The following is an 18,359-nucleotide window of genomic DNA, read 5'->3' on the forward strand; positions in this document are numbered from 1 at the left end:
TTAGTCCGCCTTGCGCCGAGTGGTGGTCTTCTTCGGCTCAGGCTTGGCCTCTTCCGGCTCCGGGTCGCCCATGAGGCGGTTGAGTCGGTCGAAGCGAGCAAGAGCGTCCGAGTGAACGTCGACCACAGCGCCAGCCGTGGCGTACCGATGAGTTCCGTCCACGTCGCGGTACGCCATCATTGCGACGCGAACGGCCCTCTCGGCCATCAGGCAGCCAAACCTGTCAGGCGAATCGCGTTGTACGGGTTGGTTACCGCGAAGACGCTTCGCACCGAGGACTGCACCCAGGACGACTCTGTCGACTCGTCGCGGTAGGTGGTCGTACGGAGCGGCTGCTCGTAGCGGACCTGACCCACCAGACCTTCCTGTACCGCATACGCTGTACCGGCCGGGATGACATTGCTGGTGAGCATCGTCATTGCGTTCGCGGAGAGCAACGCCTGCGCGTTGGCCATGCCGCCGCTGGCGATCTCGAAGTTCGCGCGCTCCTGAGGGCTCACGATCAGCAGGTTGAACTGGGTACCGAACTCACGTTCGTCGGCGAGCCGTCGCAGGTTGGCAAAGTCCGCCAGGGGCAGCACGGAATTGCTGGTGGTGTTGAACGTCAACGCCGCAGCATCCGACCACGAACTTCCGACCATGGTTCCGGCCGAGCCGATTGCAGTCAGTGATGCATCGAGCTCAGCGATGGCGCGGACGTGCAGCTGGCGCTGAATGTCGTTGCCGAGCTTGACGCCCTCACCCTGGATTGAAGAGAGGTCGTTTCGGTCACGAGCCTCATCGGTGACGCGAAACTTGCCGCCGAGCTTCTCGACCTGAGCCGTCTTGGGCTCCGGGCGATCGAAGGTCACCTCGGGGAACTCCTGCCCCGGTGCCACCTTCTGGGCGGCGCGGGTTGGGAACAGATCGTTCGAGGTGAGCTGCGAGTACAGCAGCGCGCCGCCGGAGACTCCGCCGCCGTTGGTGAAGATGCGCTCTGCGAAGTAGCCTTTGAGGGCAATGTTCGAAAGGTAGTTGTTGATCCGAGTCGGCTCCTTGAGCATGAGATCGACGGTGACGCTGTTGCCGACCACGCTCGGTGTGCCGAGGGGGTATTCCTGAGAGTAAGCAGTTGCCATCGGAATCTCCTCAGATGTCCAGTGCGATCAGCACGTCGTTGTTCGTGGTGCCGGTCTCGAGGGCGAGTCCGACTGCGACACCCGATGCGAGGGTCACAACCTTGCCGCCGGTTCCGATCTCGACCTGGGCTCCGGCTGCGATTGCTCCGCCGGCAGTCACGGGGATGATTCCGCCGCGGTGAACGCCGACCGTTGCGCCGGATGCGGCGTCAGCATTGGCGACACCGAAGGGCTTGACGGCAGCTGTTGCCACAGCGACCTTGACTAGTCCGGAAGATGCATCGCGGGTCGCAGATACGCCCACGAAGGTCTTTCCGGTGACCGCCGCTGTGGTCTGTACCGTCACGTCTTGGCCGGGACGGAACAATGGCTTGGTTTCGTTTGCCATGCGTGTTCCTTTCTAGGAATCCCGCCCGGGCATGAAGCCCCAGTTGGCGGGGTAGGAATGGTCCTCCGTGAGTGGAGGTGTGGGTGAGGCCCCGGATCGAAGATTTTCGATCGGGCGGTTCGTCGGAGGGCTCGGTGCACGACCGGACTCCAGTGCCGACTGCGCAAGGAGGCCCATCTTGACGGCGCGCGCTTCGCGTTCTTCGTATGTCCCTGTGGCCCCGATGAACTCGACATAGTCCTCGCCGAGTCCGTATCTCGTAGCGAGCAGCTCGTTCTCCCGCTGAAGGAGGCTTTGCTGCAGCGCTTCCGATCGCTCGGTCGCCCGCTGGAGTTCGGTCTTGTTCGCCTCTTCGGCCTCCCGGGCCTGTTGGACGAGCGGTTCCGCTTCCTTGAGTCGATCGCGCAGGTTCTGTGCTTCCCGGTTCTTCTTCGACAACTGGTCACGTGCCCATGCGGGCAGTGACTCGATGTCGTTCACCGGTGGCGTCTCCTCTGCAGGCGTGGCCTCCAGGGCCCGTGCTGCGGGCTCGACCGGTTCTGCCGGGGTTGCTGCGGGATCAGTGGGCTGTACAGGGGTGGTCATTGCTGGTGGCCTCCTGGGCCTCGTGGGGGATTTACTGCAACCCCACCTCCAGGGCAGGGAAACTTGGTAACGACAAAGGCCCCGGAGCAGCGCTCACGGGGCCTGTCGAGGTGTGGTGCGGTTTACGGTTCGAGTAGTCGATCCAGAACGTGACCGCCGGCTGCGGCGACCTCGGCCCAGTAGGACCGATTGGCCGCCGTCAGCCGTTCGGGATCACCCGGGCATGCCTCGACGTCGGGGTCGAAGTCCGGGACGATGCGCCGATACGCCTCGATCTCGTCGGGGCTGTATCGGCGCTCGACGACCTTGCCGTCCATGTCGAGATAGCGGCCATTGCCGAGTACTAGGTACGGCAGGATCACAGCATCCCCAATCTGCGCATCGTCCAGCGGAAGATGTCGGCACCGCGCGAGCCTCCGGAGATGCGCTCGAGCAATGCGTCGTCACCTTCCACCATGGCAGCAAATCCTTCTGCTACCCACTCCTGCCGACCCGACGACACGAGACCTCGCGAGCCGGTGCGGAAGTAGTCGTCGATGTCAGTGTTCGGGTACACGAACTCGTTGTGCGCCCACATCAGGTAGGGATCCTCGTGCACGTACCGCGGTCGGTACCGGGCCTCGCTCTCGCCCGGCGATTGCCAGGCGACGGTGACCGGATTGAGTCGCAGCACGTTGTAGTCGAGTGCGTGGCCGCTCTCGTGAGCGACCACATTGGCCGACCCGGACCCGAGACGGCCGACGTTCTCCGAGGCAATGTAAACCGCGTTGTCGTCCGGGCTGTAGTACGACGTCGTACCCAGCGCGCGGCCGTCTGCGGTGTACCTGCGGCGGTTGCCGTCACCACGCCCCGACAGCGTGTCGGTGTTCGGGGCGACGCCGACTCGGACGCCTGCCTCGCGAAGTGTGTTGCGTGCCGTCTCGGGGATGGAAAGGTACTGCCCTTGCGCCCGCCGCGCCGTTGCGGCAGGAGTCGAGTCGTCGATGCTCAGCTCCGCAGGCTTGGGCTGTAGCCCTAGTTCACGGAAGCGTGTCTCTCGCTCCCGTTCCAATGCGGCGCGTGCCGCGAAAGCATCCAGTGGTGCGGCTTCCTTCGGTTTGCGGGCCGCGGTGGCGCGGCGTTCGTCCGCCTTGAGCTCGACCACGCGCTGTTGCGACACGACGTCGACAGCAGCGGCATTGTCGTTCTCAGCGTCCGGCAGCTTGGTCAGGTTCGTCTTCTTCAGCGCCTCTGCGAACGCCTTCGTCGAATCCGATGCCGAGAGTCCGCGGGTCGATTCGATCCACAACTCTTCGAGGAGCTCGTAGTGCTCCTGGCCGTACCAAGGCTCGCCGTCGAACACCGGGACGACGATGCAGTCGCAGTTACTTACCGTGATATTATTGGCACTGTACCAACCCTCCTGTGTTCCGAGATTGAGGACATCACCGTGGTATACGCCGACTCGTTTATCGACCAGATCGTCGAGATGTACAGATCCGGAAAGTCTTTCGCGCAAATCGGTGCCGAGCTCGGCAAAGACCCTGAGAGTCTTCGTGACGCTCTGAAGCTCCGGGGGATTGAACTTCCTCGAAACTCCTACCGGTCGCCGCGAGCTGTCCCAATTCCCGGCGATTTCCCCAGTCGTTACCAGACCGGAGACAGCGTTCTTGCGCTGGCCGAGCAGTACGGAGTCAGTCGACCCGTCGTGACCCGCTGGGTACGAGAGGCCGGATTGCCGCCCCGTGACCGCAGCCAGGCGGGAAAGAACAGAGCTTCCAGACTCACCGCGCAACAGCGTGTCGAGCAAGCTGCTGCGGCGCATGCGGCCGTCAGTGGTCGCACCCGCAGCGATGCGGAGTTCATCAAGTTCGCCAATACCAGAGCAGCGCGAGCAAAGGCTGGCACTTGGAACCGAAGTCCCATGGAACAGCAGCTCGGCATCTGGCTCAACGAGCGAGGTGTCGCGTTCACGCCGGAGCAGGTAGTCGGCCATTACAACGTCGACTTCGGATGCGAACCCGTCGCCGTGGAATTGCTCGGCGGATCCTGGCACGCTGCGCCGAACCGACGAGCCCACCATGCCAAGCGCACTCACGACATTCTCAATCGCGGATGGCACATGGTCTACATCTGGTCCACTCACCACGTTCCTGTCAGCCCGTACGGCGCTGACGAGCTTGTCGCCCACATTGAGTTCGCCCGCGCGAACCCAGCCCCGGTTGGTCAATACTGGGTGCTTCGGGGTGATGGTCAACTCGTTGCCACTGGCGGTGACGAGGGTGACGATTTCACCCTCGTAGTGCCGTCGGTAACCGGTGTGCGAGTCTGGCCCTGAGACCATCGTTCCGGGCACGACGCAGTTGTCGTGGTACGCCTTCGCCTCGCGCGAGTCGTAGCGACCCGATCGCTGCGTGACGAAACCGGCCGCTTCGGCCGAGTTGTACGCGGGACCGCGACTGGCGAGCATGGCGCAGAACGTGCAGGACTCCGCGCCGGACAGCACACGGGCCCAGCCGACCTCGGAGCCGGCGACCTCGGCCGCATCACTAATCGCCTCGCGAGCAGCGTTGCGAACGTGGCGTTCGACCGTGGCGGCCGCGCGATCGCCGACGACCTTCTTGACGACCGCGTCGTCGCGGTTCTCTTCGGTGACGGTGACGCGCTTGCGGACGTCGCTGCGAGTCTTCGGATCGGCCATCGTGACCGACACTCGGCGGCGCTCGGTCGTACCGTCGTCCGGTACGCCGGTGACCCGCTCGAGCACCTTCACGAGCGCCTGCTGCTCGTAGTCGCGGATCGGCTGCGGCTCCAAGCTCTCGCCGACGTTCTCGGCCTGCGACTGCATGAACTCGACACCGAGATCGCGGACACGCACCCGAGAGCGCTTCACGACCGGTAGTAGCGCGGACGCCATTGCCTCACGCTGTGCCGGAGTTAACGGTGCGCCATCACGGGCAACTACCTGACGAACCCGGACGGTGACTTGTCGAGCTTCGCGGTCCTGTGCCGCCGCGAACTCTCGAGGATCCACTTACGCTCCGTTGGTCGATTCGAGGTCGAACTCGGGGTCGTCCTTCATCCGCCGCGCGCGCTGCACCTTCTCGCGCGTCCAGCCGGGAATGTCCTCCCAGAGAATCTCCTCCGGGATACCGAGGCCGGCACCGAGTTTCACTAGGCCGTCGACGGTCTGAGCGAACGAACGGGCCGTCTGCTCGCGCCACTTCACCTCGGAGGCGTAGTCCTGAGCGGACTCGGTATCGCCGGTGATGTGCGCGCACGTACGCAATGTCTGCTCGTGCGACTCCCCCAGTGATGTCCCGATCTCCGCGGTGTTGCGGTCCTTGCTCGCCTCGAGGCCAGCAAGAGTGGCCTCGGAGATGTTCGAGATGCCGTCGATGCCGAGGTTCTGCGCCGGGATCTGACCGATCGCGGCGAGGTCTCGGACTGCCGAGGACTTCGACTCGAGGTAGCCCCTGTTGTCCGCCGCATCGAACTCGCCGACCTTGACCTGAGGATCCTTGAAGAACCATGTGTCCGAGGCCGATTGACGCAGCGCCTCCGACTGATCCTTCGGCATCCAGCCCATGACATACCGCTGCTTGAAGGCGGTGTAGTACTGCGAGACCATCATCTCGAACGTCGTCTCGTCGATCCGGGACTGGATCGCGAGCAACGGCTCGATGATGCCGTACTGCTCCTCGCCGTCGAGCTGAATGCGGTCCTGATAGCGCACGATCGGGCAGACCCCGACACCGTGCGACCGACCCTCGATGTACTCGAAGTTGGCAACTCCGCTGTACGCCGGGTCTTTCCAGTCCAAAGCGGACCCGGGAACGTTCTTGACGCCGAGAAAGTGGACTTTCTCCTCGTCGTAGAACCGGACCGCGCCGAACTCGTTCATCTCCATCGCGTACATCGGCCAGTCGTCGTCGACCGAACCTCCCACGCGCGGATCCCATTCCATGCGCTCGCCGTAGATCGCCGTCATCTGGCGAGGCGAGACGCCGCGGAGATACGCGGCCGGTGTGCGCAGTGCGGGCTCGACACCGGGAGTCATCGACGGTAGAACGGTGACGTACGAGACGCCGTACTTCAGTGCGCCGTAATGGATGCCGGTCTGACGGGCGTCGAACTTGTTCCGCTGCCACCATTCCCACGGCTTGGCCTGCTCTCGGACCCTCTTGTTTGTTCTCGGGTCCATCTCCCCGCCTGCAAGGTAATTGTCTACCTTGAGGCCTTGCGAGTACTGCTGCAGGATCAGCGGCAGGAAGTTGGTCTGCGACTTCGTTGCCAGGCCGAGGATGGCTGCCATCGGGCCATCGAGGTTCGAGGGAGTAACGCCCTTGACTTCGAGATGCGACAACGCATTCTCCGCGGTCCACGGCAGGGTTGCTGCGTGGATCTTGTCCAGCCGCGCCGATTCGTACGCCCGGGCGTTCATCAGGATGTTCCGGACGGTGCTGATCACGGCGTCAGGCTTCATGCACGTGCCCTCCGCTCTCGATCGTTAAAGGAAGAATGCTTCCCCGGTCATCTGGTCTTTCTTCGGTGCCATCAGCCAGGTTCGCCACATCAGGCGAGCCCCGACTGCACATACCGCGGCGTCGACCTTCTTGGCCGACTCGCGGTTTGCCTTGCCCAGGCTGATTCCGTACTTGCTCGTACGACGGCGTGCGTTCTTGACGTGGCTCGCGGTGAGCCGGTGTCCGTCATGCACGAACGCAGGCGGTAGGCCCTCGGTAGCGGCCTCGGCAGCGGTCTTGACATCGGTGACGAACCGCTCGGCCGCTTCGACAAACTGCTTCTGATGCCGCGGTGAGCGCATATCCCAGATCACCGCATGCTTCGAGTCGCCTTCTCGGACAGCTGGAAGTTGCCAGTTCTGCAACCCTGCCCATGTATCGAGCAGGTCTTCCCAGTAGCGCTCGCCAGTTTCATCGTCACGGGCATCGGATGGGTCCGCCCAGAGCCCGAGGACGTTCCAGTCCTTGAGCGCTTTGCGGACGGTGAAGTCGACGTCGCTCCGGTCGACCAGCCACGACCCGACCTTCTTCTCATCCCACTGCGATGGTCGCTGCCAGATCTTCACAGTGAAGACAGCGCCGGTATCGATCACGCAGCCGACCAGTGCGGTGGCATCGTCGGATTTCGACCCATCGAAGAACAGGACGACTTCCGCGTCAGGCGCTGGCGTAATACCTTCTCGCGCCAGTGAGTCCCACCATTGCGGCCGCAACCATGCATCCGCCGTAGCGGTGATCTGGTTGTACCACTTGCGCCGAGACTCGCTCGGCGAGTTCGCGGTGTTCAGGATCGACTTGACGATGCGGCCGTTTGGCTTCGTATCCAGCCATGTCGAGTCGCCGGCAATCGACTTCACAACATCCGGGGCGGCCTCTGCAGTGAGCGGCGCTTCCGGTGGTGCCTCAAGAGAGTCGTACAGCAGACCGAAGTCGGCCGCGAGACTGTCACCCTCGCGGTCGGGGTCGAGCTGCGTTGCCTCCCATGCTTCGCGTACACGCTGGCCGACCGAATCTTCATCCGGCCGGAAGGCGTTGCAGATGTCGAGCATTCGGGCGACGCCATCCTCTGACTTCGCCGCGTTGCCCTCGATCGCGCCGGCCATCTCGTGACCGGAGTTCGATGTGTTCCAGTTCTGCGTCTCAGAGCGGATGACCTGCGTCGGCCGGCCACCCTCGATCGAGAGGAACGAGCTCGTGACTGCCTCGATCTGACGGGTATCGCCGAGTCCGTAGACGTTCAGCTTGCCGATCTGGATGCCGTACTTCTTGATCGTCTCCTGTGGCACCAGTGACGGGAACAGCTTCATCGTGTTCTTCGTCTGTTGCTGCGACACCGCAATGATCTGAACCCATGCATTTGGCTCGTCACGTCCCACCGGAACGTCGCCGTCCCAATGGTCGAACGTCACGTCGGCGAAGCATGCTGCCATCGCCAGGCATGCCGCGATCGGATCCTTACCCCAGCCCTTGAGGCGCTGTAGCACCGCCGAGTGATAGAGGAAATCGCCCTCTTCATTGAGCGCGAAGTACCACAGGATGAACCGGGTCTGCTCGGGCGTAAACTGCCAGTCCTGACCACGTTTGTCGCGCAGCCACTTTCCGCACCACGCGAGAACACGCCACCCGAGGGTGATCTCGGGAAGCACCCAGCCGTTGTCCCATTGCCAGGTGGGGCCGACGATGATCGGTTCCCACACGAGATCGGTGGGCGGCGTGGCGTTCGCGAGCTGGTTCTCGTACCACTCGATGATCTCTGCGAACTCGGAGTCCGCTGTGGCGATCGCAGCGACTGCGCCCAGTGAGCGCGCCACAGGTTACGCGCCGCGCTTGGACCAGCGCGCGTTCGCTGCAGAACGCGCAGCAGTCGACCGAGCCTCGGCCGTATCTGCGGGGTCTGGAAGTTTGAGCTGCCGCAACAGGCTGGCCAACGTCGACCGATGCTGGCGAAGCTCGGAGATCAACGGGTTAATGACCGGCTGACCTTGCGATCCGGTCACAACAGTGTCGGCATTCTTCGCCTCGGCCTGCAGGGCGTCGATCAAGTCGCCCTCACGGCACGCATCTTCGAGGATGCGGTACTCATCGATGCGGAGCTGATACGACGTTGCGACCTCACGCCACATGGTTTGCCCCTTGGCGCTCAAACCCTCCGGGGCGGCCTTGGCGCGCTTCTTCGGCTCAGCAGCAGTCATGCGAGGTGACCTCCTGGGTCGAGGGCCACCTCCAGGGTTGCCCTTACAGCCTGGCCTCGGACGAGCCAGTGAGTCGAGATGTCGAGCAAGTGCATGCCCCAAAACCTAGGGGCGCTGCACGCATGCAGGGAGCTGCTATGTGTCCCGGCTGGGGGTTGCCATGGGACTCGAGTGCGCCCCCTGGGTAGGGTGTCCTAACCTAGGAGCGCGAGCTGCTCTCCACCACCACGATCGCCCTTGAGTGCGTTGCAGATGAAGTGTGCGGCTGCGCAGTTGGCTCGCTCATGCTTGCCACCTTGCGCGAGCGGGATAATGTGGTCGACGGTCGGCGCGAGTGGATGCGGCACGACTTTCGTCCTCTTGATCGCCTTGCCGCACAAATGACAACGCCATCCATCTCGAGCGTATATCTTCGCGGGCGAAACGTTCTCTACGAACGCAAGCTTCTTCCGTGCTCGCCTTCGGTCGTGACCCAATCGGCGACGAGGACTTAAGACGGCTACCCGGTAGCACTCGGCTGAGCAGGTTGTCGCCTGTCGTTGTCGCGGCGTCAGGATCATCGCCTTGCCGCAGTGAACGCAATGAGCTGCGACGAACAGTCTCGGCTCGTGCACGGCCTGGCGAGACGGGTGACGCTTCGGCACAGGGCAGCTGGGCCATTGGTAGTTCGCGGCCTCGGTCAGTAACTCGGCCTGACATGGCCGACAGTGCATGACGTCGGGCCGCGTTCTTTCAATCCCACATCGATCACACGGCTTGCTTGTTGACAGTGCTATCGCAGCCTTGCTGCATTGATGTGAGCAGTACTTCGGTCGCTGTCCTCGTACCGCTTGACGTGAGGCCCGCTTGCCGCAGTGCTGGCATATCCATTTCTGAATCCTTCTTGCGTCCGCCTCTTGTTGACGACGGGCTGCAGTAGAAGCTTTTTTGGATGCCGCCCTGCGAGATGCAGCTACCTTGCGAGCACGGTACTCATCGCTGGTTTCACGGTATGTCGAGACCCGACACGCCTCGCTACACCACTTACGAGGGTTGCGGCTGCTGGGTTGTAGCTCGGCTTTACATCCGGCGCAGTGTCGCGTCGTCATAGTTACCGTCCTCATGAATGCGAGAAGCCCGACGCATGAGGACGTCGGGCTTCTCTACCCCGGGGATCAATCCGAGGGTGCTTAATCGGTGATATTCAGTTGGTAGTCGTCATTGTTCGGAGTAAGGAGTCCAGCTCGATGTCGAGCATCCGCCGCAGAACTTTCAACTGCTCAACGCAAAGGCTGTAGGTCAGGTTTGGGTCGGCCTCGATACGTCGAATGTTCCAGCGAAGGCAAACTAACCACTTCTCAGATTGCTTCATCTCAGTCCTGGGTGTCTCTCGTCAGGTAGCCGGCCGCGTGCTCGGTATCGCTTGTAGCCTCGCAACGCTTCGGCCTGCGCCTTCCACTGATTGCATGGCGCGCAGGCTGCTTGGCCGTTGCTGTCGCTCTCGTCTCCACCGTCAGCCACTCCGATGATGTGGTCCTTGACGGTGGCTGTGCCGATGCAGTGCGGTCCTCGGATCCGGCATTGGTAGCCATCGCGTTCGAGTACTCGCTTGCGGCTTGCTCGATGCTCGGGGCTGCTCGTGCGTGTGCGTGACCGGTTGCCGTAGCGGTTGGCCATGTCAGCTGCCAGTGTTGCCGCTGTAGTGCGAGAGCGCTTGCTGCAGCAGCCCTGCCGTGATGAAGGCTGGCTGTGATCCGTGTCGAGGTAGCACTGACACGACACCAGCCCGATCGCCGTCGTCGTCGAAGAACTGGGAGCCAGTGATGACGACCCAGTCGGTCACTGTCTCGGGGAACTCAGCGATGTCGTCGTCGTCATCCCGCAGGCCGGCAACCTTTGCGACGGCGGCGTCGAGTTCTTCGTACGCACGCTTTCGCTCTTCACTGTCGGCCACTAGAACCTCGTTCGTCTCGGTACACGTTCCAATAGCGCGTTCACTCGGCCCATGTACGCCTGCTCGGCCTGCTCTTCACCATTGCGCCGTGCTGCCTTCATGAGGTTGTAGGCGTTGGTGATTCGTTGCTCGAGGGTCACATCGGATGGCTTGGTGTCAGCCATGACTGAGCGCCCACAGTGCGATCTTGCGCAGGACGGCAGCGAGTGCGTCGTGCAGCAGGTTGATCATGGCGTCAGCTGAAGAGGGGTAGCAGTTCGACGATGATGCGGCCGACGGCGATGAGTGCTGATCCGACTGCGAGGTACGTGGCGAACGGGATTCCGAACAGCATAACGTTCTCCTTCAGTCGGGAAGTAGGTTGGCCCCGCTCAGTGATGGCACTGACACCGCCGTGCCCACTAGCAGGAGGCACGGATGCGCTGGGGAAGTCGGGGCCAAGTGGTGCCTCGACGCAGCACGGGATCAGCTCACGAAGCGAGGATGTGTAGTGAGTGTGCGCGGTGCTGCGTCGAGGGGATTATGAGAACGCCGGGAATTGTCACCTCGCGTACTAGCGCCAGCGTATCACGCGGCGATTACCTAAGCATGTCAAGTCGAGCGGGTGTCACGCTGACACCTTCCTGTGCCTCGCCGGGTAGGCCAAGTGTGCATCGAACACGTCGCCACATCGGAACACGTCCTCGTCCACATCCAAGGCGCGTTTGGCGATCTTGCCCGCATTGCTCAACGTGTACACCCGTCGTGCCGTGAGCTTCTCGTAGGGTGCTCCGAGTTGCCTGGCCAACGCTGCAATGCCGGCGGCCGAGAGCAGGGCGTCACGGGCGTCTCGCTCGGCTTCAGCCACGCGGGCGGGGTCGACATACTTGATCGGCTCCGGTCTCCTGTCGAGGGTACGCAGGACGAACTTCACCGCGTGTTTGATCTCGTCAGGCGCTTCCTCGCAGCCTTCGGTCATGGCGAGCGAGATCAGGTTGCGGTCGAGCCATCGCGAGAGGGCGGCTGGAGTGTCGGCGTTGTAGCCGGGTGGCATTCGTCGCTGACCCTCGCGCAATGGGCCCACGAACTCACCGTGACGATGGGTGTACCCGATCGGCAGGTACGGGATCAGCCTGACCTCGCAGACGTGGCGCACCCACGTTCCGAGCGTGTTGTGCAGCACCTCCATCGCTTCACTGCCCCGCTCGCTGTACGGCAGCGGGTACACGCGATCCCGACGTGTCCCGCCGCCGATGGACGAGCATCCGATAGTGGCCTGCCGAGTGGTGAGTAGTTCCAGATCGACTGCGAGGCCGGGGATTCGACGCAGTGTTTCACTGAGCGACTTCAGCTCGAATCGAGGAATCAGGAGATGGTCATCGCCCATGGTCACACCTTCCGAACGGCCGTCGATACTACCGGATTCTACCACAATTACTCACCAGTTACGTTGTGCCGCAACTGTTCTCGGCTGACGTCACAATGCCCGCAGGTGTCGATCATCAACGCCCGATGCTCTCCGTGGATCGTCACATCGCTGTAGTACGTGCGAGTGGTGCTGTTGCCGCATCTCGAGCATGATCCGCCGTGGGTGCGCTCCATTCTTGAGTGTGGCGTCACGGTGATGTCGTAACGCTCGACTCCCTCACTCATTGCCCCTGCTCCTGGTCCGTGATCGGCTGGCCTTCCTTTGGCCCCCCGCGTGTGGATGAATCCCTGATAGCCGCCTGCTTGCCGTTCCGCCTCGAAGCATTCGGCCAGGTCTCGCCTGGCCCGGTTCTGCTCGGCCACTGCAGCGAGCCTGCGTCCGACGGCGACCAACTCCCGCAGCTCGGCCAGGAGTTCGGCGCGGTAAGCACGCTTCTTCATCGCCGGGCTCCGTCCGTGTTGGCCTGCTGGACAAGTAACGACGTGTCCCAGTCGGGCCGAGCCACCACTTCGGTCAGGATGTCGAGGGATCGCCACAGTTCGATGACGTTGGGGTTGTCGTCGATCGCACCGACAATGTCGTGATGTTCGGTGAGCGCGGCGTGGATCTCGGTCTTGATGTCGACGTCTCGTCGGTAATCGCGGTCTCGGCGCATGAATGGCCCGAGGTACGGCACCGTCAACTCTGCGTTGAGCCACTTGGTCGTGACTTCTCGCCATTGCTCCATGCGTGCGGTGACAATCAGGAGTTCGTGCCCTGCGGCGTGCATGCGTTCGCAGTATTCGATGGCTTGTCGATTGGGTGGGCAGAATGCGGAGGCTGCGTGAAACTTGTCGAAGTTCTTGATCGGCCGTCCCGATTTGGTCTGGCCGAGGGATCCATCGACGTAGTGCAGGATTCCGGAAACGTCGACGAGCGTTCCGTCGACGTCCACGATGACCGCGGTGGTTTTCACGATGCGATCTCCTCGAGGTAGTGACGGCGGACGCGTTGCAGGAAGTCTTCGAGCGGTGGCTCGTTCGGCTGTTCAGGTAGCGCCGACGTTGCGGCGTCGAACTTCAGGGCGTGCTCGGTGATCAGCGCCGATGCTGCTTTTGCTTCGGGATCTTTCGAGATGGAGTCGCCGAAGTCGAAGAACGGCTGAGGGTCCGGAACTCGGATCGGGAGGTTGCCAGTGGTGTACAGCTCGTAGCCTTGCCACAGCAGTCTCATCGTGTGGCGGGCATGTTTCTCCCGCCGCGTCTCCAGCGAGCCTTGGAATCGGCCGCGGTGCACGAGTCGATGGAACTGGCTTGTGGCGTAACCGAAGTAGGCATCACGGACCCGTTTGCTGGACAGGAAATGCGTTCGGAGTGAGATCAGTTCCTCACCGAGTTCGCTCTTGCGGGTGTGATGTCCGAGCCACAGGATCTCCGATGCCGTGGGGTTGCAGGACAACATGAGTCCCATGGCTTTGCCAACCTCGTGAAACGTGACGTCGGGATCTGTTCGTTTCCACGTTGCTCGCTCACGCAGTGGCGGGTGCAACCCGAGTAGCGCTTCGGTCGGTTCGGCATAGACGCCCGTGTAGTCGACGTCGGAGTCGGGCGTGTTCAGCCCGTACGCGACAGAACCGACGACTCCCTCGAGGAGGATGTGAGAGATCCTGGTCTCTGGATTGAATTTCGGGTGCGGTCGTACCAGCTTCGCTCCTGCGCTCATGCGATCCCCTGCCTGTTCGGTTGGTTCCGGTTCCGCCTGGGCCGCCGTGATCGGGTGACGTCGTTGGCCCACATCGGCGGGGTGGTGGATGGACGCGGAAGTGCGCGCTGTTGAGGCGTGCGGGTATCGGGCTCCAGTTCGAGATGAGAGGCGATGCCGCTGAATGTCGCACTCATGGATTCCATGGCGGCGGTGATCGATTCCGAGAACGCCGTCATGTGCGCTCTGATCGACACGACGGCTTCGCCCAGAATGGGGCTGGGATCGATGCGGTCAATGGTCCCGATCTGCGTCCACCCGTTGCTGCTACTGATGCTCACGACGCCACCCTCGGCAAAGTTGACACCAGATCTATTGGGCGGAGCTGGCATCCGGTAATCGGAGTCCATGCGCTCCCGGAGTCGGTCCATGTAGCTCGAGACGGCTCGTTGTGATCTCACAGCCATCGCCTCGGTGTCCAGCCACTGCAAGAGCGGACTATCCGGCAATTGCCACATGCCAATTTGCCGCCACGGTCCCGGCGTATTCGAGCCGACGCACATGACCGGCGAATCGTCTTCGGCGAACACGTAGTCGGGGTCGAACTCGCCGCACCAACGCATGGAGTCGATGCGTTGTGTGATCGGTAGTCCGTGCCAGTCTCGGCCGCACCTGCAGCGTTCTTGGTTGATGTTGTGGTCGTAGCCGGATCGGTTGTTGTAGTTCGCGAGCTGTTCGTCCACGAGTGCGTCGATCTGGTCGATTATGTCGGTGTCGCTCATGCCGGTAGCTCCCTCGGCTGATCGGAGACGCTGATTTCGAGCCACATGCTCGGTACGCCTTTCTGGTGAATGACAGGTTCGAGCTTGGCCATGAACTCAGGAGTGTCGTCCTGGACGAGCCCGAAGTCGATGAGCCCGTCGTAGATCGGCTTCGCTGTGGCCGTGAGGTTGTCTGTATCGCGCCTACGGGCATCTTTGGGCCGGTAGTGCAGTTCGACTGCCACATGCCCGCATTCGCGCGGGAGATGGGCCGAGATGGCAAGGATCCGGATGGTCTCGCGGATCGATTTGATCTCGCGATTCTTGGCGAACACCGCGCCGGTCGATGCGCCGCGATCGTTCATCGACAGGGGTGGTGCAGTCCACGGGAGCTTGATCGTGATTGTCATATTGCACCTCGCTGGGATGGGCGAATGAATGTGGGTTTCGACTCTTTCGGTTTCTTCGGATTGAGCTGTTTCAGGTTCGGCTTCGCCGGGTTTGCGCCCTGAACTGAATTAATCTGAACTGAACTACACTGTGAGGTAGTCACTACGGGAGCGACTACGGTAGTCACTACGGGATCCCCTTTATCGCCTTGAGCAGCCTTTTCTCGTTTTCTCCACCGATTTGTGGCCGTGTCGTCGTCTTTCCACCACATTGCGTATTCGGCGGGCTGATGAGTGGGGCAAGGCGGTAATTTTGACGGCGTCGGATGGTTGATCGACTGGTGTTCGTCCCATGAAATGACGTGCAAGAATCGGCCGCCACCGATCACGTATCGGCAGAGTTGTTCGCCGTCGACGAGAGCGTCGATGTGACACCGGACGTCGTCCGCCCGCACCTGGTCTCTGCGCAGCGGCCATACCTTCATCCAGATCACGTCAGCGTCGTCTTCGATGCGGCCGCGGTCGTCACCGAACACCCAGATGCCTTGGAATGTGACGAGTGCGCAGACGTCCTCGATCTCAGCCAATGGGTGGGACTCGAAGAATTTGGGATGGATCATCCGCTTCCTTGGCATCGCGCACCTCACCTTCGAGCTTTCCGATCAATTCCGCAGCATCAGCGTGCGTCTGCCGAACCAATGCCCAGCAGCATCCGCAGAAGTACTTCCATTTCTGCGTCACTCTCGACGCCATAGCCACTTTGACCATTTCGCCGATATCACGGTCGGTCAGGCCGGCTTTAAGGAACCGATCGAGAGCGGTCTGCCATTCGCTGTATGCGATATCGCACGAGGCGAACTGATGCGGCCGATACTTCTCCCACATGAACAGGAATTGATCCTCACTCAGACGTCGGCGGTCTAGATCGGCCGCGCGCTGCTCGCCCACTGCCTCGATTGCAGCGGCCCATACGAGGGCCTTGTCGCGAACGTCGTCCACGTGTGCAGCACCCGGAGGTGTTGCCGACTTCCCCGAATTGCAATCAGCACATGCGGTCACCAGATTGCTCGGTTCGTCACTCCCACCGAGCGCGGTCGGCACGACATGATCGACTGTCAGCTTCACGTCGGGAGCTGTTGCGCCGCAGTAGCGGCACAGATGGTTGTCGCGTCGAAGGATCTCGAAGCGCAACCGTTTCGTCAGGGCCATCAGTGTCCTCCTTCCAGAATCTGCCGCTCAGGACTCCCGAGCGGATATGCGAGCGCGCGATCGGTATCGGACTCCTGCAGCGCTCGGTACAGGCCGTAGCAGGCGACTGCGATGGCGGCGGCGGAGATGAGATAGAGGGTCATGACCGCACCCCCTCGACTTCTCGCACGTGAATCTCGTGCTCCCGAACCGCATGCGGCGTATGCCAGATCGGGGTGCTCCACTTCCCGCAGGTGCACCACCATCGACTGTCGCCGCGGGAGAGTTGCGCGGAGAAGTCCTCCTCGAGGTCGTGGGTGGTCACGGCTTCTCCTCGGGGTCGACGATGTGATGGAAGAACTGGTCGATCGGCCCCGGCAAATGCAGCTTCGTTTGGAACCGTTGACGATGGACGAATCGCAGCCATTGCCAACCGCGGTCACCGGTCTTGACGGGATGCCATGCGAACCAGCGATACCGCTTGCCAATCGGTGTCGCGAACAGTGGTGAGGTCACGGCTTCTCCCCCTCAGCGGCAGCAGCGGGAAGGAACTCGGCAATGACAGCTCGGACCTCTTCAGTCGTTGTGGCCGCTTCGATGCGCCGAGCCGCCTCGTATTGCTGGCCCTTCTCGACCAATTCACCGAGCCGTTCCCAGACGCCCATCCAGTCGCCGTCACCGTCTTCGTCGATTAGGTTGTGTGCGCCTGTGAGGGTGAGGACGTCTTGCAGTTGTCGGCCCAGTCGGCGTCCGAGTTCGTTCGCGCCGCGCTGCAATCGCTCGTAGCGTTCGGTTTCGACGATGCTGTAGCCGGCGTCCGTCAGCTTCGACACCACATGCGCAGCGTGGAGGGCGTACATCTCGTCGACCGAGTACGGTCCTGCTGTTGCGAAACCCCCGCATAGACATTCGAGGTTCATCGTGGCCCCGACGCTGGTCAGCGAGTGGGCGTGAGCATGGACTAGTTGCGCGCGGTGTTCCGCGATGATGTGTGTGGGGTTCACTGTGCTCACGACACCACCCCCGAGGCAGCTAGGCGGCGCTGTCGGAACATGAACCACCGCACCTTTTTCCACGTCGAGGTTGGGCCGAAGTGCTCGTAGCACGGCGCGGAATACCACCACTGTCCACATTCGGTACATTGCGTGACTGAGTAGTCGGCGAAACCTGTCGACCCGTAGCCGCCTCTCATAAGCGGTAGGTCGCACTGATGTCCGTCGTTGTGGGGTTCGATCACTTTCGCAGTCACTTCGACTCCTCAGCGGCGGTAGCGCGTAGGACGCGGTCAGCCTCGATTGCTTGGCAGGTACCGCAATTGCATACGGGCTCTGGCTGTTCGGTGCTCATGGTGTCTCCTGTGGGTCGAGGGCAGCGCGGAGGCCGGGTGCCGGTAATCCGTCGATGATCTGCACTGTTGGACACGGCCAGACGATGATGGCGTTCTCGTCGTCGGGATCTGAGTTCGAGCAGTACGAGCAGATGGGGCCGTGATGGCCGTATCCAAGCTGGCACTTGTCGCAGTCAGCGTCGTGGCACTGCCACTCGCCGTCCTGGTTCCGCACGTGCAGCGCCCGTACTCGTGCGATGGTGTTGTCCCGTTCCCGCAGCACAGCCAACAACGCCGGCACATCCTCGCGGGCATGAGCAATGAACTCAGCGTCCTCGTCGATGTAGACGTGCGCTGTCGGTTCGGCTTCTTCCGTGATGCCGTTGGCCAGGATCTTGGCGTACGACTCTGCGTCGCCTACCGTTCGGAATCCCTGGTGGTCCAGGTCATGCCATACCGCCCACGGTCCCCGACTGGCTGCTTTGGCTCGGGCTTCGATCGCCGCCAACTCCACGCCGTTCACGACAGTTCCTCGGTGGAGTGTTCGGGGCAGTCTGGGTTGTACTGGCCAGGTTCGATATGACCGCCGTAGCTGTAGAGAGGCCCGCAAGTGCACGTTGCACCGCCACGTAAGAAACCCTCAGGGTCAATAGCATTCATGGTCGGCGTCCTTCTCGGCTGGTTCTGCGACGGTTGTGCGGCACTCGCGATAGGCGGCGAACATGTCGTGCCCGCCAACCGGATACTTGTCACCGTGTGGTCCGCCGCCGTGCATCCATTCCGGGCCGAGGGCATAGTTGACGCGGCTGATCGGACGGCCGCAGTTCTTGCAGGTGTTCATGCTTGGCCTCCCGCGGCGCGAGCAGCAGCGAGGACAGCGGACGC

Annotated in this window: 28 protein-coding genes and 1 pseudogene; 1 reads left to right on the forward strand and 28 read right to left on the reverse strand. The window is 62.2% G+C overall.

Annotated elements, in window-relative coordinates; translation table 11 throughout:
* The 6 genes from CH249_RS25710 to CH249_RS25735 form a co-directional block, all read right to left on the reverse strand.
* Positions 1-207, reverse strand: coding sequence for a hypothetical protein (locus tag CH249_RS25710; protein WP_094699072.1), 207 nt, complete (start codon positions 205-207; stop codon positions 1-3).
* Positions 207-1,118, reverse strand: coding sequence for a major capsid protein (locus CH249_RS25715; RefSeq protein ID WP_143544585.1), 912 nt, complete (start codon positions 1,116-1,118; stop codon positions 207-209). The genes CH249_RS25710 and CH249_RS25715 overlap by 1 nt, the downstream gene beginning before the upstream one ends.
* A 10-nt stretch (positions 1,119-1,128) precedes the next feature.
* A complete protein-coding gene (locus tag CH249_RS25720) occupies positions 1,129-1,506 on the reverse strand; it encodes a capsid cement protein (protein WP_094699076.1) in 378 nt (125 codons plus the stop codon).
* Positions 1,507-1,518: 12 nt separating this feature from the next.
* Positions 1,519-2,091 (reverse strand): OmpH family outer membrane protein, encoded by a 573-nt coding sequence (locus CH249_RS25725; protein ID WP_094699078.1) that lies wholly within the window; start codon positions 2,089-2,091, stop codon positions 1,519-1,521.
* 122 nt (positions 2,092-2,213) lie between these two features.
* Entirely contained in the window at positions 2,214-2,453 is a 240-nt protein-coding gene (locus CH249_RS25730) for a hypothetical protein (protein WP_094699080.1), read from the reverse strand.
* Positions 2,450-4,426 carry a Hint domain-containing protein gene (locus CH249_RS25735; protein ID WP_218830226.1) on the reverse strand — a complete coding sequence of 659 codons (1,977 nt, stop codon included), beginning with the start codon at positions 4,424-4,426 and terminating at the stop codon, positions 2,450-2,452. Before CH249_RS25735 ends, CH249_RS25730 begins: the two co-directional genes overlap by 4 nt.
* Before the next feature lie 222 nt (positions 4,427-4,648).
* Between CH249_RS25735 and CH249_RS27675 the strand changes: the two genes are divergently transcribed.
* Positions 4,649-4,972, forward strand: a complete 324-nt coding sequence (locus tag CH249_RS27675) for a hypothetical protein (protein ID WP_143544587.1) — start codon at positions 4,649-4,651, stop codon at positions 4,970-4,972.
* Between the two features lie 132 nt (positions 4,973-5,104).
* On the opposite strand, the gene CH249_RS25740 is transcribed toward CH249_RS27675, so the two are convergent.
* From CH249_RS25740 to CH249_RS25820, 22 genes and pseudogenes are all read right to left on the reverse strand, one after another.
* Entirely contained in the window at positions 5,105-6,556 is a 1,452-nt protein-coding gene (locus tag CH249_RS25740; protein ID WP_094699084.1) for a phage portal protein, read from the reverse strand.
* 24 nt (positions 6,557-6,580) lie between these two features.
* The gene (locus CH249_RS25745; RefSeq protein ID WP_094699086.1) at positions 6,581-8,407 is read right to left on the reverse strand and encodes a terminase; all 1,827 of its coding nucleotides are present in this window, start codon (positions 8,405-8,407) and stop codon (positions 6,581-6,583) included.
* A gap of 3 nt (positions 8,408-8,410) precedes the next feature.
* Positions 8,411-8,788: a hypothetical protein gene (locus tag CH249_RS25750; RefSeq protein WP_094699088.1), complete on the reverse strand. Its 378-nt coding sequence runs from the start codon at positions 8,786-8,788 to the stop codon at positions 8,411-8,413.
* 194 nt (positions 8,789-8,982) lie between these two features.
* The gene (locus CH249_RS28790; RefSeq protein ID WP_094699090.1) at positions 8,983-9,891 is read right to left on the reverse strand and encodes an HNH endonuclease; all 909 of its coding nucleotides are present in this window, start codon (positions 9,889-9,891) and stop codon (positions 8,983-8,985) included.
* A gap of 244 nt (positions 9,892-10,135) precedes the next feature.
* Positions 10,136-10,444, reverse strand: a complete 309-nt coding sequence (locus CH249_RS28795; protein ID WP_094699092.1) for an HNH endonuclease — start codon at positions 10,442-10,444, stop codon at positions 10,136-10,138.
* Position 10,445: 1 nt separating this feature from the next.
* Entirely contained in the window at positions 10,446-10,721 is a 276-nt protein-coding gene (locus CH249_RS25765) for a hypothetical protein (RefSeq protein ID WP_094699094.1), read from the reverse strand.
* Positions 10,721-10,885 carry a hypothetical protein gene (locus CH249_RS28120; protein WP_179274315.1) on the reverse strand — a complete coding sequence of 55 codons (165 nt, stop codon included), beginning with the start codon at positions 10,883-10,885 and terminating at the stop codon, positions 10,721-10,723. Before CH249_RS28120 ends, CH249_RS25765 begins: the two co-directional genes overlap by 1 nt.
* A 443-nt stretch (positions 10,886-11,328) precedes the next feature.
* Positions 11,329-12,087: a hypothetical protein gene (locus CH249_RS25770; RefSeq protein WP_094699096.1), complete on the reverse strand. Its 759-nt coding sequence runs from the start codon at positions 12,085-12,087 to the stop codon at positions 11,329-11,331.
* Between the two features lie 47 nt (positions 12,088-12,134).
* Positions 12,135-12,569, reverse strand: coding sequence for a hypothetical protein (locus CH249_RS25775; RefSeq protein ID WP_094699098.1), 435 nt, complete (start codon positions 12,567-12,569; stop codon positions 12,135-12,137).
* Positions 12,566-13,084 (reverse strand): HAD family acid phosphatase, encoded by a 519-nt coding sequence (locus tag CH249_RS25780; protein WP_256988480.1) that lies wholly within the window; start codon positions 13,082-13,084, stop codon positions 12,566-12,568. Before CH249_RS25780 ends, CH249_RS25775 begins: the two co-directional genes overlap by 4 nt.
* On the reverse strand, positions 13,081-13,830 hold the full coding sequence (locus tag CH249_RS25785; protein ID WP_094699100.1) for a DNA polymerase beta superfamily protein: 750 nt from the start codon (positions 13,828-13,830) through the stop codon (positions 13,081-13,083). The genes CH249_RS25780 and CH249_RS25785 overlap by 4 nt, the downstream gene beginning before the upstream one ends.
* Entirely contained in the window at positions 13,827-14,591 is a 765-nt protein-coding gene (locus CH249_RS25790; RefSeq protein ID WP_094699101.1) for a hypothetical protein, read from the reverse strand. The genes CH249_RS25785 and CH249_RS25790 overlap by 4 nt, the downstream gene beginning before the upstream one ends.
* A complete protein-coding gene (locus tag CH249_RS25795) occupies positions 14,588-14,980 on the reverse strand; it encodes a hypothetical protein (protein WP_094699103.1) in 393 nt (130 codons plus the stop codon). Before CH249_RS25795 ends, CH249_RS25790 begins: the two co-directional genes overlap by 4 nt.
* Positions 14,977-15,579 (reverse strand): hypothetical protein, encoded by a 603-nt coding sequence (locus tag CH249_RS27680; RefSeq protein ID WP_143544589.1) that lies wholly within the window; start codon positions 15,577-15,579, stop codon positions 14,977-14,979. Before CH249_RS27680 ends, CH249_RS25795 begins: the two co-directional genes overlap by 4 nt.
* Positions 15,539-15,958, reverse strand: a complete 420-nt coding sequence (locus CH249_RS25800; RefSeq protein WP_256988481.1) for a hypothetical protein — start codon at positions 15,956-15,958, stop codon at positions 15,539-15,541. Before CH249_RS25800 ends, CH249_RS27680 begins: the two co-directional genes overlap by 41 nt.
* 33 nt (positions 15,959-15,991) lie before the next feature.
* Positions 15,992-16,168 (reverse strand): annotated as a pseudogene (locus CH249_RS28800) (HNH endonuclease); the annotation flags it as partial.
* Positions 16,168-16,311, reverse strand: a complete 144-nt coding sequence (locus tag CH249_RS28125) for a hypothetical protein (RefSeq protein WP_179274317.1) — start codon at positions 16,309-16,311, stop codon at positions 16,168-16,170. The gene CH249_RS28125 and the pseudogene CH249_RS28800, both read right to left, overlap by 1 nt.
* Complete coding sequence (locus CH249_RS28130) at positions 16,308-16,472, reverse strand: hypothetical protein (protein WP_179274318.1); 165 nt, start codon at positions 16,470-16,472, stop codon at positions 16,308-16,310. Before CH249_RS28130 ends, CH249_RS28125 begins: the two co-directional genes overlap by 4 nt.
* Positions 16,469-16,663, reverse strand: coding sequence for a hypothetical protein (locus CH249_RS25805; protein ID WP_094699105.1), 195 nt, complete (start codon positions 16,661-16,663; stop codon positions 16,469-16,471). The genes CH249_RS28130 and CH249_RS25805 overlap by 4 nt, the downstream gene beginning before the upstream one ends.
* Positions 16,660-17,160 carry a hypothetical protein gene (locus CH249_RS25810; protein ID WP_094699107.1) on the reverse strand — a complete coding sequence of 167 codons (501 nt, stop codon included), beginning with the start codon at positions 17,158-17,160 and terminating at the stop codon, positions 16,660-16,662. The genes CH249_RS25805 and CH249_RS25810 overlap by 4 nt, the downstream gene beginning before the upstream one ends.
* A 330-nt stretch (positions 17,161-17,490) precedes the next feature.
* The gene (locus CH249_RS25815; protein WP_094699109.1) at positions 17,491-17,997 is read right to left on the reverse strand and encodes a hypothetical protein; all 507 of its coding nucleotides are present in this window, start codon (positions 17,995-17,997) and stop codon (positions 17,491-17,493) included.
* A 123-nt stretch (positions 17,998-18,120) separates the two neighbouring features.
* Positions 18,121-18,315 carry a hypothetical protein gene (locus CH249_RS25820; protein WP_094699111.1) on the reverse strand — a complete coding sequence of 65 codons (195 nt, stop codon included), beginning with the start codon at positions 18,313-18,315 and terminating at the stop codon, positions 18,121-18,123.
* Positions 18,316-18,359: the final 44 nt, after the last annotated feature.

The organism is Rhodococcus sp. 05-2255-3B1 (assembly GCF_002258545.1).
Lineage (GTDB): Bacteria > Actinomycetota > Actinomycetes > Mycobacteriales > Mycobacteriaceae > Rhodococcoides.

What these genes read in the sequence shown, in the direction of transcription:
- CH249_RS25710 (WP_094699072.1), bottom strand. Translation starts at nt 207, where the DNA reads ATGGCCGAGAGGGCCGTTCGCGTCGCAATGATGGCGTACCGCGACGTG.
- CH249_RS25715 (WP_143544585.1), bottom strand. Translation starts at nt 1,118, where the DNA reads ATGGCAACTGCTTACTCTCAGGAATACCCCCTCGGCACACCGAGCGTG.
- CH249_RS25720 (WP_094699076.1), bottom strand. Translation starts at nt 1,506, where the DNA reads ATGGCAAACGAAACCAAGCCATTGTTCCGTCCCGGCCAAGACGTGACG.
- CH249_RS25725 (WP_094699078.1), bottom strand. Translation starts at nt 2,091, where the DNA reads ATGACCACCCCTGTACAGCCCACTGATCCCGCAGCAACCCCGGCAGAA.
- CH249_RS25740 (WP_094699084.1), bottom strand. Translation starts at nt 6,556, where the DNA reads ATGAAGCCTGACGCCGTGATCAGCACCGTCCGGAACATCCTGATGAAC.
- CH249_RS25750 (WP_094699088.1), bottom strand. Translation starts at nt 8,788, where the DNA reads ATGACTGCTGCTGAGCCGAAGAAGCGCGCCAAGGCCGCCCCGGAGGGT.
- CH249_RS28790 (WP_094699090.1), bottom strand. Translation starts at nt 9,891, where the DNA reads ATGAGGACGGTAACTATGACGACGCGACACTGCGCCGGATGTAAAGCC.
- CH249_RS28795 (WP_094699092.1), bottom strand. Translation starts at nt 10,444, where the DNA reads ATGGCCAACCGCTACGGCAACCGGTCACGCACACGCACGAGCAGCCCC.
- CH249_RS28120 (WP_179274315.1), bottom strand. Translation starts at nt 10,885, where the DNA reads ATGGCTGACACCAAGCCATCCGATGTGACCCTCGAGCAACGAATCACC.
- CH249_RS25770 (WP_094699096.1), bottom strand. Translation starts at nt 12,087, where the DNA reads ATGGGCGATGACCATCTCCTGATTCCTCGATTCGAGCTGAAGTCGCTC.
- CH249_RS25775 (WP_094699098.1), bottom strand. Translation starts at nt 12,569, where the DNA reads ATGAAGAAGCGTGCTTACCGCGCCGAACTCCTGGCCGAGCTGCGGGAG.
- CH249_RS25785 (WP_094699100.1), bottom strand. Translation starts at nt 13,830, where the DNA reads ATGAGCGCAGGAGCGAAGCTGGTACGACCGCACCCGAAATTCAATCCA.
- CH249_RS25790 (WP_094699101.1), bottom strand. Translation starts at nt 14,591, where the DNA reads ATGAGCGACACCGACATAATCGACCAGATCGACGCACTCGTGGACGAA.
- CH249_RS25795 (WP_094699103.1), bottom strand. Translation starts at nt 14,980, where the DNA reads ATGACAATCACGATCAAGCTCCCGTGGACTGCACCACCCCTGTCGATG.
- CH249_RS27680 (WP_143544589.1), bottom strand. Translation starts at nt 15,579, where the DNA reads ATGATCCATCCCAAATTCTTCGAGTCCCACCCATTGGCTGAGATCGAG.
- CH249_RS28125 (WP_179274317.1), bottom strand. Translation starts at nt 16,311, where the DNA reads ATGACCCTCTATCTCATCTCCGCCGCCGCCATCGCAGTCGCCTGCTAC.
- CH249_RS25820 (WP_094699111.1), bottom strand. Translation starts at nt 18,315, where the DNA reads ATGAACACCTGCAAGAACTGCGGCCGTCCGATCAGCCGCGTCAACTAT.